Consider the following 15,754-nt stretch of genomic DNA (forward strand, 5'->3'; position numbering starts at 1 on the left):
TGGGTGGGGAGTAGGGGTTGGGCACGCGAGCCCGCCTGAATTACTTCGATGCCAAATTTGCCAAAGACTCGCCCGCAAGCCGGCAAATCCGCCAGTCGGGCATCACATCAGCACCGATACCCTTGTAAAATCCGATCGCCAATTCATTCCAATCCAAAACGCTCCATTCTAAACGCCCGCAGCCCCTTTCTACTGCCAACTGCGCTAAATAAACTATCAAAGACTTGCCAATTCCCCGCCCTCGAAACTCAGGCACCACAAACAAATCTTCCAAATAAATTCCCGGCTGAGTCAAAAAAGTAGAATAATTGTAAAAAAATAGCGCCCAGCCCACAACTCGACCCTCGCACTCGGCTAAAATCGCTTCAACAAAAGGTCGATCGCCAAACAAATGATGCTCCAAATCAACGGCATTGCCAGTAACAGCATGAGATAATTTTTCGTACTCAGCTAAAGCTTTAATCAAATCAAACAGCACCGGCACGTCGGCGCGGGTAGCTGGACGCAAAATTACCTCAGAAGACATAAATAAGTAAGTAGTACGCGACAATCAACAATTAAAAATACCACATCAAGACATTTTTAATTTTTAATCTTTAATTAAGCTTTTCCACCTTGAACAAGCATATTTACGGTGGCCTCGGAGTGCCACCCCACAATAATTTTAAGATTTTTCAAAATGCCAACTCAATGTTTTTGGCTTATTTCAACCAGCCCTTCAATCGTTCCGTCACTTGAGGGCGGCGCAGCTTTCGCATTGCCTTATTTTGAATTTGACGGACTCGTTCGCGGGACAAATTGAACAAACTGCTGACCTCTTCTAAAGTGTAAGGTTCGCCGGTCAGCAAACCGTAACGCATAGCAACAATCTCTTTTTCCCGCTCAGTCAAAATACTGTCCAACACCTCCAAAATATCTTGGCGCATCATCATCTCATTCATCTGAGCTTCGGGAGATTGCGTCGCGTTATCTTCGAGAACATCCAAAAGTTCCGAACTTTCTTCTGAGCCGATGCGGTGGTTGAGAGACAAAGATTGCCGACGTACTTGCTGGAGGTAGCGAAGCTGTTCGCAAGTAACTTGCATTTCTCTCGCAAGTTCAGTTTCAGTTGGATTGCGTTGAAGAGAACGCTTCAAATCTCGATAAACTTTTTTGAGTTTATTTAACTGTTCGACAACGTGAACAGGCAAGCGAATCGTCCGCCCTTGATTGGCAATTGTCCGGGTAATTCCTTGGCGAATCCACCAATAGGCATAGGTAGAAAACTTGTAACCCTTCTCTGGATCGAACTTTTCGGCTGCCCGATTTAAACCCAAAGCTCCTTCCTGAATTAAATCGAGAAAAGGCACGCCCCGATTAAGATAGCGTTTGGCAATCGAAACCACCAAGCGCAAATTCGAGCTGATCATTTTCCGTTTCGCCGACTGACACTGGTGGCGAAGCTGTTGCAGTTGAGTTTCGCTTATCCCCAAAGCCGCAGCGATTTCAGCTTTTGTCGGCACTCTGTCCAATTCCTGCTGCAAACGCTGTTCTAGTTTCTCCAGGGCTACCAATTCTTGAACGCGGCGCGCCAACTCCACCTCTTCGGCTGCTGTCAGTAGAGGATACCGAGCCATTTCCTTGAACAAAGCTCCCACTGGATCGTCGGCAGACCAGTTGTTGTATGCTGACGATCGAGTTACCGTCGGACGATCGATCTCGGTGTCTTCATCTTCTGCGATCGCGAATGAGGCTTCGGGTGCCACCGCAAAACTGCCTAGGTCAGATTCTGCCATATCGTGCTTGGTGTCGGTGGAAGGATTTGAAAAGTATCCCTTAACTTTAACCAATTTAACCGGAAATTTCCGAAATCCATCTAGAAGCCGGTGAGTGATTTTAGTGGCTGATATCTGTTCGCCCCAATTTTAGTATCTGTTCGCCCCAATTTTAGACCTTTCTATTGAGTTCGAGCCAGTAATGGAGCTGCCTGCAATAATTGCTGAGTATAAGGGTGCTGCGGATTAGTAAAAATATCCCTAGTCTTACCGATTTCAACAATTTTTCCAGCATTCATTACCGCGATACGATCGCAAAAAAATCTCGCCACCCACAAATCGTGCGTAATAAACAGATAAGTCAAATTAAATTCCTGCTTCAACTCCAACATCAGCTCTAAAACTTGAGTCTGCACGCTGGCATCCAGCATACTCACAGGTTCGTCGCAAATTATCAGTTGCGGCCGAGTAATCAAAGCGCGGGCGATCGAAACTCGCTGCTGTTGTCCTCCTGACAATTCCCCCGGATAGCGACGAAAGAAATCCTCCCCAGGACTTAAACCCACCCGCTCTAACATTTGGATTACTTGTTTTTTCGCTTCGCTGCCATTAGCTAATTTGTGAATAAACAAAGGGTCAGCAATACTTTGCCCGACAGTCATCATCGGATTCAGACAAGCGTGGGGGTCTTGAAAGATCATTTGCATTTCGCGGCGGTGCTTCCTCACAGCATCCCGGTTCAGGGCAGTTATATCTATTCCTTGAAATTCCACTTTGCCACCTGTCGCGGTAATTAGCTGCAAAATCGTGCGTGACAAGGTACTTTTGCCGCAGCCGGACTCCCCCACGAGCCCTAGGATTTCTCCCCGTTGTAGCTCTAAACTAACGCCGTCTACGGCTTTTATTACCTGGCGATTCCTGGAAAACAACTGATCTAATAAATTGCTTTCTAAACTGTAGTGTTGCTGCAAATTGGTTACGGTCAAAAGAGGCGCATTTGTTGAGTTTGCAGTAACCGCTTCAGTCCTGATTTCCTCGAATGCTAACCCTTTGTCAGAATCGGCTTGAATGTGCAAAGCTGCTTTGAGGAGCGATCGAGTATATTCGTGCTGCGGCTTCTCAAAAACGTTTTGCACCGGCCCGGTTTCTACAACTTTACCGCCGTACATCACTGCAATGCGATCGCAATACTCAGCCACCATCGCCAAATCGTGAGAAATCAACAAAATAGCCGTTCCCCGTTCCTCACAAAGTCTGGTTAATTCCTGCAAAATCTGAGCAGCTACAGTTACGTCCAAACTTGTAGTCGGTTCGTCCGCCACAATTAATTTGGGATCGAGCAAAAGAGCCAAAGCAATTGCTACTCTTTGCCGCATTCCGCCACTAAATTCGTGGGGAAATTGCGACCAACGAGACGCGGGAATTTTCACAGCTTCCAGAGTTTCGATCGCCCGTTTCTTAGCTTGCTTGCGATCCAAATTCGGTCGGTGAGCTTGCAAAGTCTCGATGCAATGTTCTCCTACAGTCATCAAAGGATCGAGACGAGTCATCGGATCTTGAAAAATCAATGCTACAGCTTCGCCCCGAAACCGTCTCAGCCGCGAAGCATTCATATCAAACACCGACTCTCCAGCAAAACTAACTCGCCCCTCAATCAGCGTTGAATCCGGCAGCAACCGCATCGCCGCCCTTCCCAAAGTTGACTTACCGCACCCAGACTCCCCAACTAATCCGAGCTTTTCCCCCGGTTTCAGCGTCAGGGAAACCCCGTCAACTGCCCAACCGGATTGGCCTCGCCGCTGAGGATAAGCTACTCGCAGATTGTCAACGGAAAATAGAGAAGAGTCATTAGTCATTAGTCATTAGTCCTTAGTCAATCGATTTTAGATTTTAGATTTTGGATTTTAGATTAAAGAATTAAAGCATTAACTTGCGCGAGATAAATTCGGGGGCTTGTATCCTGGATGCTTGATTGTCAGTAGTCAGTGGTCAGTTGTTATTTGTTATTTGTTATTTAATGGTCAATATACTGGCTGTTAGTTGTTACTTCTTAGTGTTTCAGAGTTATTAGTTATGGGCAAGAGACTGCTCTGCTGTTTGTAAATACAAATAAAAATAGCTACAAACAAAGCTTTTATTAGTACATCATTCACCCAGCAACTGATAACTGACAACTGACAACTGACAACTAACAACTGACAACTGACAACCATCAACTGACTAAATTTCCCTTCGCTTCAACTCAGCTCTCCGCAGTATGTAAGTAGCGGCACAATCTGCGTGAGGATGGTCTGCTAAAACTTCCGCGAGTTCCAACACATATCCGGCGATATCCGGCCCCAGCTTCTCAGTCAGCACTTGACGTTCCCGAGAGGCGAGTTCTTGCACGCGGGCCTTAGCTTGCCAATTCGCAGAAAACATCTTGTCAATCTCGGTGTGGAATCCCAGACTTTCGAGAATGTCCCACTCGCCGTTATCGCACCAAATGCCTCCGCACAACATACAGCGCTCTATGTAAAAGGGCACTCTGCTGAAAGGAACTTTCGCCCGCGACAGATAGTGACCGTCTTCGGGACACAGCGCTGCTTTGCTGTCGTAGACAGAGGGGGTGAATTCTATGCCGAGAGTCCCTGTCGCATCAGGCTTGTCGGATTTGTTGTACCACTGGCTTTGCTCTTTTTGCCAAGCTTCGTATTCTCTGCCTGGAATCCAGATACCGTAACAGTTGGGACACCACTGCACGGACATACGACCGGCTAAGGTACCGCCATCTAAATTGGGATGTTTACATTTTGGACATTCCACCGCTTTATTTCTCCTTGCCTTATTAATTCCCTGTTAATTCAATTATTAATTCTGTATCTGGGCGGGCCCTGAAGAACCAGAATTTTTTTGCAGCAGCGCGCCACAGTAGCCAATTAGCGTGTTAAGCCGCGCGATCGCCCCAGTTTGCCTCGCCTTTGCTGTCGCTGGCTGGCGCGACGCTTGCAAAAACGTGACATCTGTCCCCAATAACCGCAGTTGCTTGTGAATTTCCGTCAAATAGGACTGCTCTGGGGGTGTTTCTGAGGCGTCTAAGTCATCGCTTTCGGCTCTCATAATTTGGTTTCCGAAAAATTGTTGCACTTTTCTGTATTCGATCGCCAGCGCGGCCCGATCCAGATTATCCTGTGCAGCAGTTCTTTGTAGTTGTTCTAGCGCTTGCTGTAATTCTTGGTAGCACTGGCGGCGGTCTTCGGACAATATCATGATTTTGTAAACAAATTTGTATTTATAATCTAAGTAGATACTTACTTAAGTTTGCTCATAGGGAGGGAAGCTGTGCGTTTTTGGAGCTATTCCCTGTTTTGTGAGAACTTTTTTTGATTTTCTGCCCTAACTCTACCCTTCTGGCTGCTGCTTTTAGTTTAGCGTTGCCGGTAAATGCCGATCGCCCGCAACCTCAACGGCTACCGCCAAAATATGCTTATTTTACCCGATTTTCCCCGATCGACAGACTGCGGCGGTGGCAGTGGTGTCACTATATTTTCCTACCTCCGAGGGGGGGCGACTCGGAATTAGATAGGTAGAGTTAACAGAAAAATCGACTATTTTTTTGAATTGCAAATTGTGGCATTCAAGTAGTTTAGTATAGCTAAACACATAATTTCGGCAATTCAACCAAAAACTGGCTTTTAACCATTTGTATTTCTAAGTTTTAAAGGTGTACCCCATGAACGCGAACACTCTGACTCCCTCTCCTTCGATCGATCCTGCTGTAGTTCCCGATTGGCTGCAAGAATGCCTGAATGCTCGATCGGAGCCTGATGGGGGCCCTAACCCGAATTGTTCCACGGACGACAGCTTAATTTGTCGGGCCTTTGAATTTGCCCGCGACTTGCACGAAGGACAATACCGCAAATCGGGAGAACCTTACATTTGCCATCCGGTAGCTGTCGCTGGAATACTCCGGTATATGGGCGGCAACAACGTCATGATTGCCGCGGGCTTCCTCCACGACATTGTTGAAGATACAGATATTACTCTCGAAGAAATAGAACAGCGGTTCGGCGCCGAAGTGCGACAGTTGGTTGAAGGTGTCACCAAGCTTTCTAAGTTTAATTTTTCCAGCAAAACAGAGCGCCTTGCGGAAAATTTCCGCCGAATGTTCCTAGCAATGGCTAAAGATATTCGCGTCATTGTGGTCAAACTGGCAGACAGGCTGCACAACATGAGGACTTTGGAGCATTTGTCCGAAGAAAAGCAACGCAGTATTGCCCTAGAAACCCGAGATATTTTTGCTCCCCTAGCAAACCGTTTGGGTATTGGCCGCTTTAAGTGGGAATTGGAAGATTTAGCGTTTAAATACCTGGAACCCGAAGCTTACCGCGAAATTCAGGAATTGGTGGCCGAGAAGCGAGCCGATCGAGAAACTCAACTCGCAGAAGTCACAGATAGTTTGCGAGAAAGGCTTGACAATTTAGGCATTAAATGCTATGAAGTTAGCGGCCGTCCCAAACATTTGTACGGGATTTACGGGAAGATGCAGCGCCGCCAAAAAGGGTTTAAGCAAGTATACGATATTGCGGCGGTGCGGATCATAGTAGAAACCAATGATGACTGTTATCGGGCTTTGGCGATCGTCCACGATTCTTTCCGCCCAATTCCCGGCCGCTTTAAAGATTATATCGGTTTACCAAAAGCCAACCGCTACCAATCTTTGCACACCGGAGTAATCGGAACCAGCGGCCGCCCCATCGAAGTGCAAATTCGCACCGTAGCAATGCACCACATTGCAGAATACGGCATTGCCGCGCACTGGAAATATAAAGAAACTGGCGGTTCTAACACAAAAGTCACCGGCGACGACGAAAAATTTACTTGGCTGCGACAACTCCTTGAATGGCAAAGCGACCTCAAAGACGATCGCGAATATTTACAAAGCATTAAGGACAACTTATTCGACGAAGATATTTACGTTTTTACTCCTAACGGAGACGTGATTGCTCTCAATAGCGGATCAACTCCCGTAGATTTTGCTTACCGCATTCACACAGAAATTGGCAATCACTGCACCGGTGCCAGAGTAAACGGGCGAATGGTAACACTAGACAAGGTTTTAAAGAACGGGGATATTGTAGAAATTTTGACCCAAAAAAATGGTCATCCGAGTTCCGACTGGCTGAATTTTGTCAAGACAAACGGAGCAAAAAACCGAATTCGCCAGTGGTTGAAGCGATCGCACAGAGATGAAAATCTCGCTCGCGGGCGGGAATTGCTGGAAAAAGAATTAGGTAAAAACGGCTTAGAATCCTTGCTGAAATCTGAACCCATGCAGTCTGTGGCTCAGCGCTGCAACTACCACAGCGTCGAAGATTTAATCGCCGGTTTGGGGTACGGCGAAGTCACCCTAAATCTCGTAGTAAATCGACTGCGAGATTTAGTAAAAGTGCAGCAAAAAATTGAAGCGGCTCCTGCAGGAACCCACGAATTGCCCCAGCTAATACCTGCATCGACGGCACCGAAACCAGTACCGAGTTCGTCTCCGAGCAAATCGCCGATCGCAGGTGTAGAGGGATTGCTCTACCATTTATCCGGCTGTTGTTGTCCGATTCCTGGGGAATCAATTATTGGAGTTGTGACTCGCACCCGCGGAATTTCGATTCACCGACAAGGATGTTCAAATGTTGAGAACGTGCCTGGGGATCGCTTGGTTCCTGTGAGTTGGAATTCCAGCAACCGCAATGAATCTCGGCCCAACACTTATCCGGTTAACATTCAAATTGAAGCCCTCGATCGAGTGGGAGTTCTCAATGATGTTTTATCGCATTTGAAGGACAACCAAGTGAACGTCCGCAGCGCTCAAGTCAAAACCTACCCCGGATTGCCGGCCTTAATTGACTTGTGCATGGATATCCAGGATAAACAACAGTTCGAGCGCACTTGTATGCAAATTAAAAAGATGAGCGATATTTTGAATTTGCGGAGGCTGAGTGAAGGGAATTAGAAATTTAATTTAGCGGCTGGTGCGGGAAATTGGTAAGTAGTAATTGAAAACAAACTTTTCTCTTTAAACTCTTAACAATTCCCCAACTAGCCGCAGTCTGCTGTTACCAAGCAGTAAGAATTATTTACGAGAAATAAGTTAAAGCATGGATGACAGTCAGTTAGAAACTCTCCTCAAAGACATTGAATCCGATCGAGTAGAGCGCAAGGCCTCAATATCTGATAAAGGTAAACTCCGTCAGGCTATATGCGCTTTTGCCAACGACTTGCCAAACTACCAACAGCCAGGGGTACTATTTATAGGTGTTAATGATGATGGAAGCTGTGCCAATTTGAGCATCACCGATCAACTTTTACTAACCCTCTCGGATATGCGTTCAGATGGAAATATACTGCCTTTTCCCGCGATAACCGTGCAAAAGCGAACGCTTGCGGGATGCGAGTTAGTAGCAGTCATTGTAGAACCATCAGATGCACCCCCTGTCCGCTATGACGGGCGAATCTGGGTACGGGTGGGCCCCCGCCGCACTACTGCCACAGCCGAAGAAGAGCGCCGTCTCTCAGAAAAACGGCGTTCCAGAGATTTACCTTTTGATATTCAATCTTTGCCTTCCGGGACACTAGATGACTTAAATTTAACTTTATTTCAACAGGAATATCTACCTTCAACATTGCCTATTGACATATTAGAAGAAAATCAAAGAACCGTCGAACACCAATTAGCATCAGTAAGGTTTATTAGCACTTTACCGTCAATTCAGCCAACAAATTTAGGTATATTGGTAGTAGGAAAAGACCCCCGGCAATTGATACCTGGGGCTTATATTCAATTTTTGCGAATTGAGGGAACTGAGCTAACTGACCCCATTAAAGACCAGAAAGAAATTGCTGGGCCACTTTCTATGATGCTGAGAGTGTTAGATGAAATACTGCAATCTCATATCTCAGTAGCTTCTGATATTACCGCTCAGTCAGTGGAAATCCAGCAGCCAGATTACCCGTTAGTAGCATTGCAACAGCTTGCTAGAAATGCGCTCTTGCACCGCACCTATGAAGGGACGTATGCACCAGTAAGAATTACCTGGTTTAGCGATCGCATTGAAATTCAAAACCCCGGCGGGCCCTTTGGACAAGTTAATCGGCAAAATTTTGGTATGCCTGGAATCACTGACTACCGAAATCCAAATTTAGCAGAAGCCTTAAAAAATCTTGGTTATGTACAAAGGTTTGGAATTGGTATCGCCATAGCTCGCAATTCACTGCAAAAAAATGGCAGCCCACCACCGGAGTTTGTTGTCGAAGATGCTCATGTTTTAGTAATTATTAGGAGGCATCCGTGACAGTACCCATTATTGCTTTTTTCAATAATAAAGGTGGCGTCGGTAAAACTTCGCTAGTCTATCATTTAGCCTGGATGTATCGCAATTTAGGACTGCGGGTGCTAGCAGCAGATTTAGACCCCCAAGCCAATCTGACTGCTGCTTTTCTAGATGAAGAACGTTTAGAAGAATTGTGGGAAGGCAATAACCGACCTAACACAGTTTTTCGCTGCGTACAACCTTTAATTAGAGGAATTGGTGATATTGCTACTCCAGAAGTAGAGCAGATTGAAGAAAGATTGGGACTCTTGGTAGGAGATTTATTGCTCTCTGGATTTGAAGATGAGCTCTCAGCAGAATGGCCCGGGTGCACCGATCGCAAGGAGCGTTCTTTTCGGGTCATCTCTGCTTTTTGGCGACTCTTGCAAGAAGCAGCAACAGTTCATCAAGCTGATGTAGTTTTGACAGACATCGGCCCGAATTTAGGAGCGATTAACCGGGCCGCTTTGATTGCAGCTAACTATGTAGTAGTTCCTCTATCACCGGATTTATTCTCACTGCAAGGATTGAAAAATCTCGGCCCAACTCTCAGACGCTGGCGGCAAGAATGGCTAGAAAGATTAGAGAAAAATCCTGCCCCTGATTTAAAGCTTCCTCAAGGTCAAATGCAACCTGTTGGTTATATTGTCCTGCAACACTCGGTACGGCTAGACCGCCCAGTGAAAGCTTATCAGCGATGGATTGCACGGATTCCTAATATTTATCGGGAAGCTGTGCTCAATGAATCGGAAAATAGCACGCTTTCCATCGCTGAAGATCCTCACTGTTTAGCTTTGCTAAAACACAATCAGAGTCTGATGCCGCTTGCTCAAGAAGCCCATAAACCTATGTTCCACCTCAAACCTGCGGATGGGGCAATTGGTTCTCACGTCCAGGCCGTGCAAAGTGTTTACCTAGACTTTAAAAAGCTAGCTCATAAAATTGCTGAAACCGTAGAAATCCCAATACTTACCAATTTATAATTCCAACTTTTAAGTAAGCTGCTACGGATATAAAGTGAACTTTTAGGAGAGAAACTGCCGATTACTTTGCGCTAGGTGCGGGCTGGGAACCGCCCAACTTTTGCTGCAAAAACTCCCGCGCCACTTGTCCGGCTTCCTGCTGTTTCCCGTCAACTTGATAGTTTAGTTTACGCATATCTTCTTCGGAAATTTTCCCGCCCAATTCTGCGAACACTGGACGCAATTCCGGGTATTTTTCCAAAATTTGCGATCGCACAACCGGAACTGCTTCGTAGGGCGGGAAATAGTTCTTGTCATCTTTGAGAACTACTAAACCTAAACTTTGAATCAAACCATCCGTCGTATTACCAGCAATCACATCTACTTCTTTTTGTTGCAACGCTTGATAAAGCAATCCTAACAGCAATTCCTTCGGTTGTTCTCGAAATTTAATCCCGTAAGTTTTAGCTAATCCGGGAAATCCATCTTCTCTCTCGTTAAATTCGGGGCCGAAACCAGCCCGGAGGTTAGGTGCAGCTTTCCCAAGTTGCGAGAGAGTTTGTAAATTGAGTTTTTTGGCATCGTCTCCCCGCACAATAATCGCAAAACTGTTATTAAATCCCAGCGGTTCCGTCCATTCTGCTTTAAACTGTTTGGGATATTCTTGTTTGAGGTAATCGAGGACTTTTTTGGGGTCAGAAATCGGTTTCTGTTTGAGCAGGTTGGCGTAAGCAGTCCCTGTGTATTCGACGTACAAGTCGATTTTACCTGCTGTTAGGGATTCATGGCAAAGCGAACCTCCGAGATTCAGTTCTCGTTCTACTTTGATATCTGTTTTAGCTTCGATGTGCTGTGCTAAAATTTCTGCGAGAATGGCTTGTTCGGTAAAGTCTTTCGAGCAGATAACAACTTGCTTTTCGGGCTTAGAGGTACATCCTGCTACTGCAAGCAAGCAAAGCAGCCAGCAGGAATAGAAAAAAAAATCGTTCTTAGATATTTTCATAAGCGAACTCCATTGTCATTTCCACAATTATTAGCTTCTAATTTATAGCATTTCTCAATGATTTGTAAAGGCCAGACCCCCGACTTGTTCAATAAGTCGAGGATCTAACACCGATCGCACTTTACCCAACTTCCGTTTTCCTGTTGTAACATTTATTTATAGACATGGAGGACAAAAAATGGTAATCAGCGTCAGCGATATTATCCAGCAGCAGCGGCAATTTTTTGCGACTGGGAAAACGAAAGATGTGGATTTTCGGATCGAACAACTGAAAAAACTTAAAAGTGCGATCGTTTCCAATCAATCACGGATTGTGGATGCTGTCAAGGCTGATTTGAACAGGCCGGAGTACGAGGCTTACTTTGAAATTGCTGCGATCGCAGAAGTTAATTATGCCATCAAAAATGTTAAATCGTGGGCAAAGCCGAAAAAAGTGCCTACTTCGATCGATCAATTCCCAGCATCTGCCCGCATTTACCCAGAACCTTTGGGCGTAGTTTTAATCATCGGGCCTTGGAATTACCCATTTCAGCTAATGATATCACCCTTGGTCGGGGCGATCGCCGCCGGCAACTGTGCCATCCTCAAACCTTCTGAAATCGCCTCGCACACGTCGGCAGTTGTCGCCGACATGATTACCAAAACCTTCGATCCCGCCTACGTAGCCGCCGTCGAAGGAGGAGTCGAAATCAGCCAACAATTATTAGCCGAAAAATTCGACCACATCTTCTTTACCGGTGGCACAAAAATCGGTAAAATAGTCATGGAAGCCGCCGCCAAACACCTGACACCTGTCACATTAGAATTAGGCGGCAAAACTCCTTGCATTGTAGACTCAGATATTCAAGTTGAATACACTGCTAAACGCATTGCGTGGGGCAAATTTATCAATGCCGGTCAAACTTGTATCGCTCCAGATTACCTGTTAGTTGATAAAAAAGTTAAACCCGATTTGATGCAGGCAATTAAAACAGCAATTCACGGATTTTACGGCGACGATCCGCAGAAAAGTCCCGACTATTCCCGAATTATCAATCAGCATCATTTAGGACGTTTGGCAGAATTTATCAAAGACGGAGAAGTTGTCGTCGGCGGTCAAACAAACCCCGAAGATAAATATATTGCACCGACGGTTCTCGACAAGGTTTCCTGGGATGCGCCTGTGATGAAGGATGAGATTTTCGGGCCGATTTTGCCAGTTTTGGAGTATGATGATTTCGGGGAGGCGATCGCCCAAATCAACGCCCGTCCCAAACCCCTAGCTTTGTATTTGTTCTCGAAGGATAAAGAGAAACAAGAGCGAGTTTTGCGGGAAACTTCTTCCGGCGGAGTTTGCATAAACGACACGGTTATGCAAGTCGGAGTAACAAGTTTACCTTTTGGCGGAGTTGGCGACAGCGGCATCGGCACCTATCACGGAAAAGCAAGTTTTGACACCTTTTCGCATCAAAAAAGCGTGCTGCAAAAGTCATTTTTACTTGACTTAAAATGGCGGTACGCTCCCTATTTAGGTAAGTTGGATTTGATTAAGAAAATTATCGGTTGATCGATCGCACTTGCAGGGGCGGGTTCACTAACGTTTACAATATCAGCGAGATAGCCAAATCAACCCGCCCCTTCCTGATATTATCGGTTAAGCGATTCCACGGTGAACGATAATTTCCAGAAATTTTAAATGATTGCTCATCTGTTTTATGAACGATTTCGATCGCAATGTCTGCCTTGCACCATTCTCAAGAACAGGCTTTCCGGCCTGTTCCACAAAGAGTGAATTGGGAGCATTTCATATTTGTAAAAACACTTCTTCTTGCTCCTGACTTCTTCCTTCTGACTCTTTTCTCCTGACTCCTGACTCCTAACTCCAATTTCTAGCTTGACTGCTTTCATTGAGATGCTCCCAGTGAATTTCTTGTGGGGAGTAGGGGTTGGGCCTCCTACCCGCCCATAAAAAGCTTATTGAAAATGGTGCAAGATGTCCATCCTAAAGGACAGTTGCCGTTCAAAATAATTCAGATTAGAAATGTCTATAATATCTTTGATAATCCGATCGCTAAACAGCAATTTATGGAACCTTTAGCAAAAGAACGCTGTGCCGCCGGCAGCCCAAACTCTGCCCGCCTCACAGCTTACGAAATTGTCCAGCTAAAACCTCAAATTCCCGACTGGAATTTGATCGAAAAAAATGGCATTCCCAAAATAGAACGCACCTACGAATTCCCGGATTTCAAAAGTGCGATCGCCTTTACAAACAGCGTCGGCGAAGCAGCAGAAACTGAAGGACATCACCCCGCACTGTTAACCGAGTGGGGAAAAGTTACCGTTACTTGGTGGACTCACGAGATTTCTGGACTGCATCGCAATGACTTTATTATGGCGGCGAAAACCGATGCGATCGCCAATCAATTCCCAAAATAAAATCAGACTTATAGACCGATCGTAGTCTAAGAAAGCACCGCTCTGGGCACGGGTGAATGTTGATTGGCATTATTCAACAACTCCAGATTCAGTCGGTAGCCGACATTCCGTACAGTTTGAATCAGGCTCGGCTGTCGCGGGTCGATTTCGATTTTTTTACGCAGAGAGAGTACGTGAGTGTCGATCGTCCGGGGGTTATCAATAGCATCAGGCCAGGCCCGACGCAGCAAATCCGATCGCGACAGCGGCACTCCTCCAGCTTGAGCTAGCACGTACAGCAGGCTAAATTCCTGGGGAGTCAGCTCAATATGTTCGTCGTACAACCTGACTCGGCGCTGCACCAAATCAATTTTCAGCAGCCCGCACTCCAGCGTCGCCGGCGGTAGCATCGTGCGGTTGCGGCGCATCAGAGCTTCCACCCTGGCCATAAACTCTTGCATCCCAAAGGGTTTAGTCAGGTAATCGTCTGCCCCCGCCTTCAAACCTTCAACAATATCCGATTCCGAATTCCGCGCCGACAGCATCAAAATCAGCGACTGCTGCTGCTGTTGCAGCCAATGGCAAAATTCCAAACCGTCCCCATCCGGCAATTGGGCATCCAGAATGACTAGGGTTGGCTGGCGGCTGAAAAATATTTCCCTAGCGTGACTGATATCCGCTGACTGGTGCACCCAGTGACCGACTTGCTGTAGATGCCAGCCCAAGAGCGATCGCAGGTGCGGATTCCCTTCAACAATTGAAATACTTGCAGATTCCACAGAGGCGAGCTTCCCATATCACTAATTGCTACAAGGTTAACAGAGCTTTTGTCAAGCTTTTGTAACCATCGCTACTCAAGCATTAGCTGCGTTTAAAGCAGCGGACATATCTAGGGTACGAATTTTAAAGATTAGGTTAATTTGGCAGGGTCAGCCTGCAGAAAGGTGAAATCATTCTGGCGGTAAGCTTACAATGAAAATAAGACAGTGTAAAGCCGATCGATCCCATGCCCCAACCGCCTGCCAAAAGCGATCCCCCCGACCCAGCCCCCATTCCCAGGAGGTTGACAAATCGCGCAAGTGAAACTAGAATTCCTCCAACCGTTCGCTCGGTAGCCGGAACACTCAGCCACTTTGACCGTCAAATTCAGCCACATCCCGACTCCATTAAACGCACAGCGAATTATCTAGGTGCGCGCAAAAAGTCGAGCAACTGCATTGCAACGAGTGAAATTTTTTATGGAGGGTAGCCTGTTGAGCAGGGTAAAAAGTTTTATTTAGAAATAGCCTCAAGCTGAGCCACTCAGCATCAATCGAGGCCGTTCCTAAATCCCGCCGTCATTATACAAACCACAAAGGATTTCAAGCTCATACCATGCTACAAGACACCCAAACAATCCGGCACTACCAAAAACTCACCGACGCCCTCGTCGAAATGTGGAATAGAGGTTATCGCTTCGATGACCTGCGGCTTTACTTAGACGGCTATTTAGCAGCCCTGCGGCACTCCAACAGTTTGGAACCCTATCTGATTCACAGACTAGAGGAAGAAGCAGCCCGTTACATTCACGACCCCTCCAATTTTGCAATGCCACAGACACAGACACAGGCTGAATCAGACTACTATTAAATAGCAAATTCGGTTTGATAAACCCTTGATGATTTGGGAAGTGGGAATTGGGAATTGGGAATTGGGAATTGGGAATTGGCAATTTTAACTGGTTCCCGGCTCAGCCTCGGAACCGATGTCCACAGGCTCGGCCTCGCTTTGGGAGCCTAAAAATTCGATGCCTAGCCGACTGCATTGCGTTCCTAGGCTTTGCCTGGTAACGAATAATTAAGTAAATTAACTTAATTCAACGTAAAACGCGATTGCTGTTATTTCCCCGACTTCTTTAAGAAGTCGGGGAAATGTTTTTTCTGTCTAATTTAAGAAGCCAAAGCCACTTCTACAACTTCTTGCAATTGGCCCTTTTGATACATCTCGATCATAATATCCGAGCCACCAATAAACTCGCCGTTGATATAAACTTGGGGAATTGTCGGCCAGTTGGAATACTCTTTAACGCCTTGACGAATTTCCTGGTCTGCCAAAACATCAACAGTTTCGTAAGGCACTCCCAAAGTATTGAGAATTTGCACCACAGTATTAGAAAAACCACACTGGGGCATTAACTTATTGCCCTTCATAAACACCATGATTTTGTTTTGCTTAACCAACTCGTCAATTCTTTCATGTGCTGCTGTAGTCATGGTAGCTCCTAATATTGTTTGAAAATTTTTAAACGTTGACTGACGC

16 protein-coding genes are annotated in these 15,754 nt (G+C 46.0%); 7 read left to right on the forward strand and 9 right to left on the reverse strand.

The genetic code is table 11. The features are described 5' to 3' along the window. Window positions 1–40 precede the first annotated feature (40 nt). From QUB35_RS05795 to patD, 5 genes are all read right to left on the reverse strand, one after another. Window positions 41–526 (reverse strand): GNAT family N-acetyltransferase, encoded by a 486-nt coding sequence (locus QUB35_RS05795; RefSeq protein ID WP_333140205.1) that lies wholly within the window; start codon window positions 524–526, stop codon window positions 41–43. 175 nt (window positions 527–701) lie between these two features. Continuing rightward, window positions 702–1,775, reverse strand: coding sequence for an RNA polymerase sigma factor, RpoD/SigA family (locus QUB35_RS05800; RefSeq protein ID WP_333140207.1), 1,074 nt, complete (start codon window positions 1,773–1,775; stop codon window positions 702–704). Between the two features lie 161 nt (window positions 1,776–1,936). Further along, the gene (locus tag QUB35_RS05805) at window positions 1,937–3,610 is read right to left on the reverse strand and encodes an ABC transporter ATP-binding protein (protein ID WP_333140209.1); all 1,674 of its coding nucleotides are present in this window, start codon (window positions 3,608–3,610) and stop codon (window positions 1,937–1,939) included. Between the two features lie 364 nt (window positions 3,611–3,974). Further along, window positions 3,975–4,559: a zf-TFIIB domain-containing protein gene (locus QUB35_RS05810; protein ID WP_333140211.1), complete on the reverse strand. Its 585-nt coding sequence runs from the start codon at window positions 4,557–4,559 to the stop codon at window positions 3,975–3,977. A gap of 45 nt (window positions 4,560–4,604) precedes the next feature. Beyond that, a complete protein-coding gene (gene patD, locus QUB35_RS05815) occupies window positions 4,605–5,003 on the reverse strand; it encodes a heterocyst frequency control protein PatD (RefSeq protein WP_333140213.1) in 399 nt (132 codons plus the stop codon). 174 nt (window positions 5,004–5,177) lie between these two features. On the opposite strand from patD, the gene QUB35_RS05820 reads away from it, so the two are divergent. The 4 genes from QUB35_RS05820 to QUB35_RS05835 all read left to right on the forward strand — a co-directional run bounded on the left by QUB35_RS05820 (window position 5,178) and on the right by QUB35_RS05835 (window position 10,080). Continuing rightward, complete coding sequence (locus QUB35_RS05820; RefSeq protein WP_333140215.1) at window positions 5,178–5,315, forward strand: hypothetical protein; 138 nt, start codon at window positions 5,178–5,180, stop codon at window positions 5,313–5,315. Between the two features lie 151 nt (window positions 5,316–5,466). Further along, entirely contained in the window at window positions 5,467–7,740 is a 2,274-nt protein-coding gene (locus QUB35_RS05825; RefSeq protein WP_333140217.1) for a bifunctional (p)ppGpp synthetase/guanosine-3',5'-bis(diphosphate) 3'-pyrophosphohydrolase, read from the forward strand. A 145-nt stretch (window positions 7,741–7,885) separates the two neighbouring features. Beyond that, on the forward strand, window positions 7,886–9,079 hold the full coding sequence (locus QUB35_RS05830; RefSeq protein ID WP_333140219.1) for an ATP-binding protein: 1,194 nt from the start codon (window positions 7,886–7,888) through the stop codon (window positions 9,077–9,079). Then, on the forward strand, window positions 9,076–10,080 hold the full coding sequence (locus QUB35_RS05835) for an AAA family ATPase (RefSeq protein WP_333140221.1): 1,005 nt from the start codon (window positions 9,076–9,078) through the stop codon (window positions 10,078–10,080). Before QUB35_RS05830 ends, QUB35_RS05835 begins: the two co-directional genes overlap by 4 nt. Before the next feature lie 61 nt (window positions 10,081–10,141). Here QUB35_RS05835 and QUB35_RS05840 read toward each other — a convergent pair whose 3' ends face one another. Continuing rightward, window positions 10,142–11,062 (reverse strand): glycine betaine ABC transporter substrate-binding protein, encoded by a 921-nt coding sequence (locus QUB35_RS05840; protein WP_333140223.1) that lies wholly within the window; start codon window positions 11,060–11,062, stop codon window positions 10,142–10,144. Window positions 11,063–11,240: 178 nt separating this feature from the next. Here QUB35_RS05840 and QUB35_RS05845 point away from each other — a divergent pair, with 178 nt between their 5' ends. Continuing rightward, window positions 11,241–12,608 (forward strand): aldehyde dehydrogenase, encoded by a 1,368-nt coding sequence (locus QUB35_RS05845; RefSeq protein WP_333140225.1) that lies wholly within the window; start codon window positions 11,241–11,243, stop codon window positions 12,606–12,608. 146 nt (window positions 12,609–12,754) lie between these two features. Here the strand turns inward: QUB35_RS05845 and QUB35_RS05850 are convergent, their stop codons facing one another. Continuing rightward, complete coding sequence (locus QUB35_RS05850; RefSeq protein WP_333140227.1) at window positions 12,755–12,949, reverse strand: hypothetical protein; 195 nt, start codon at window positions 12,947–12,949, stop codon at window positions 12,755–12,757. A gap of 75 nt (window positions 12,950–13,024) precedes the next feature. Here QUB35_RS05850 and QUB35_RS05855 point away from each other — a divergent pair, with 75 nt between their 5' ends. After that, window positions 13,025–13,477: a 4a-hydroxytetrahydrobiopterin dehydratase gene (locus QUB35_RS05855; protein WP_333140229.1), complete on the forward strand. Its 453-nt coding sequence runs from the start codon at window positions 13,025–13,027 to the stop codon at window positions 13,475–13,477. A 26-nt stretch (window positions 13,478–13,503) separates the two neighbouring features. Here QUB35_RS05855 and QUB35_RS05860 read toward each other — a convergent pair whose 3' ends face one another. After that, entirely contained in the window at window positions 13,504–14,235 is a 732-nt protein-coding gene (locus QUB35_RS05860; protein WP_333140230.1) for a response regulator transcription factor, read from the reverse strand. A gap of 595 nt (window positions 14,236–14,830) precedes the next feature. On the opposite strand from QUB35_RS05860, the gene QUB35_RS05865 reads away from it, so the two are divergent. Then, the gene (locus QUB35_RS05865; protein ID WP_333101986.1) at window positions 14,831–15,085 is read left to right on the forward strand and encodes a DUF6761 family protein; all 255 of its coding nucleotides are present in this window, start codon (window positions 14,831–14,833) and stop codon (window positions 15,083–15,085) included. Window positions 15,086–15,384: 299 nt separating this feature from the next. Here QUB35_RS05865 and grxD read toward each other — a convergent pair whose 3' ends face one another. Further along, window positions 15,385–15,708 carry a Grx4 family monothiol glutaredoxin gene (grxD, locus tag QUB35_RS05870; RefSeq protein WP_333140233.1) on the reverse strand — a complete coding sequence of 108 codons (324 nt, stop codon included), beginning with the start codon at window positions 15,706–15,708 and terminating at the stop codon, window positions 15,385–15,387. Window positions 15,709–15,754: the final 46 nt, after the last annotated feature.

The organism is Microcoleus sp. B13-B6 (genome assembly GCF_036705405.1).
Lineage (GTDB): Bacteria > Cyanobacteriota > Cyanobacteriia > Cyanobacteriales > Microcoleaceae > Microcoleus.

What these genes read in the sequence shown, in the direction of transcription:
- QUB35_RS05795 (WP_333140205.1), bottom strand. Translation starts at nt 526, where the DNA reads ATGTCTTCTGAGGTAATTTTGCGTCCAGCTACCCGCGCCGACGTGCCG.
- QUB35_RS05800 (WP_333140207.1), bottom strand. Translation starts at nt 1,775, where the DNA reads ATGGCAGAATCTGACCTAGGCAGTTTTGCGGTGGCACCCGAAGCCTCA.
- QUB35_RS05805 (WP_333140209.1), bottom strand. Translation starts at nt 3,610, where the DNA reads ATGACTAATGACTCTTCTCTATTTTCCGTTGACAATCTGCGAGTAGCT.
- patD (WP_333140213.1), bottom strand. Translation starts at nt 5,003, where the DNA reads ATGATATTGTCCGAAGACCGCCGCCAGTGCTACCAAGAATTACAGCAA.
- QUB35_RS05820 (WP_333140215.1), top strand. Translation starts at nt 5,178, where the DNA reads ATGCCGATCGCCCGCAACCTCAACGGCTACCGCCAAAATATGCTTATT.
- QUB35_RS05825 (WP_333140217.1), top strand. Translation starts at nt 5,467, where the DNA reads ATGAACGCGAACACTCTGACTCCCTCTCCTTCGATCGATCCTGCTGTA.
- QUB35_RS05830 (WP_333140219.1), top strand. Translation starts at nt 7,886, where the DNA reads ATGGATGACAGTCAGTTAGAAACTCTCCTCAAAGACATTGAATCCGAT.
- QUB35_RS05840 (WP_333140223.1), bottom strand. Translation starts at nt 11,062, where the DNA reads ATGAAAATATCTAAGAACGATTTTTTTTTCTATTCCTGCTGGCTGCTT.
- QUB35_RS05845 (WP_333140225.1), top strand. Translation starts at nt 11,241, where the DNA reads ATGGTAATCAGCGTCAGCGATATTATCCAGCAGCAGCGGCAATTTTTT.
- QUB35_RS05850 (WP_333140227.1), bottom strand. Translation starts at nt 12,949, where the DNA reads ATGAAAGCAGTCAAGCTAGAAATTGGAGTTAGGAGTCAGGAGTCAGGA.
- QUB35_RS05855 (WP_333140229.1), top strand. Translation starts at nt 13,025, where the DNA reads ATGGTGCAAGATGTCCATCCTAAAGGACAGTTGCCGTTCAAAATAATT.
- QUB35_RS05865 (WP_333101986.1), top strand. Translation starts at nt 14,831, where the DNA reads ATGCTACAAGACACCCAAACAATCCGGCACTACCAAAAACTCACCGAC.
- grxD (WP_333140233.1), bottom strand. Translation starts at nt 15,708, where the DNA reads ATGACTACAGCAGCACATGAAAGAATTGACGAGTTGGTTAAGCAAAAC.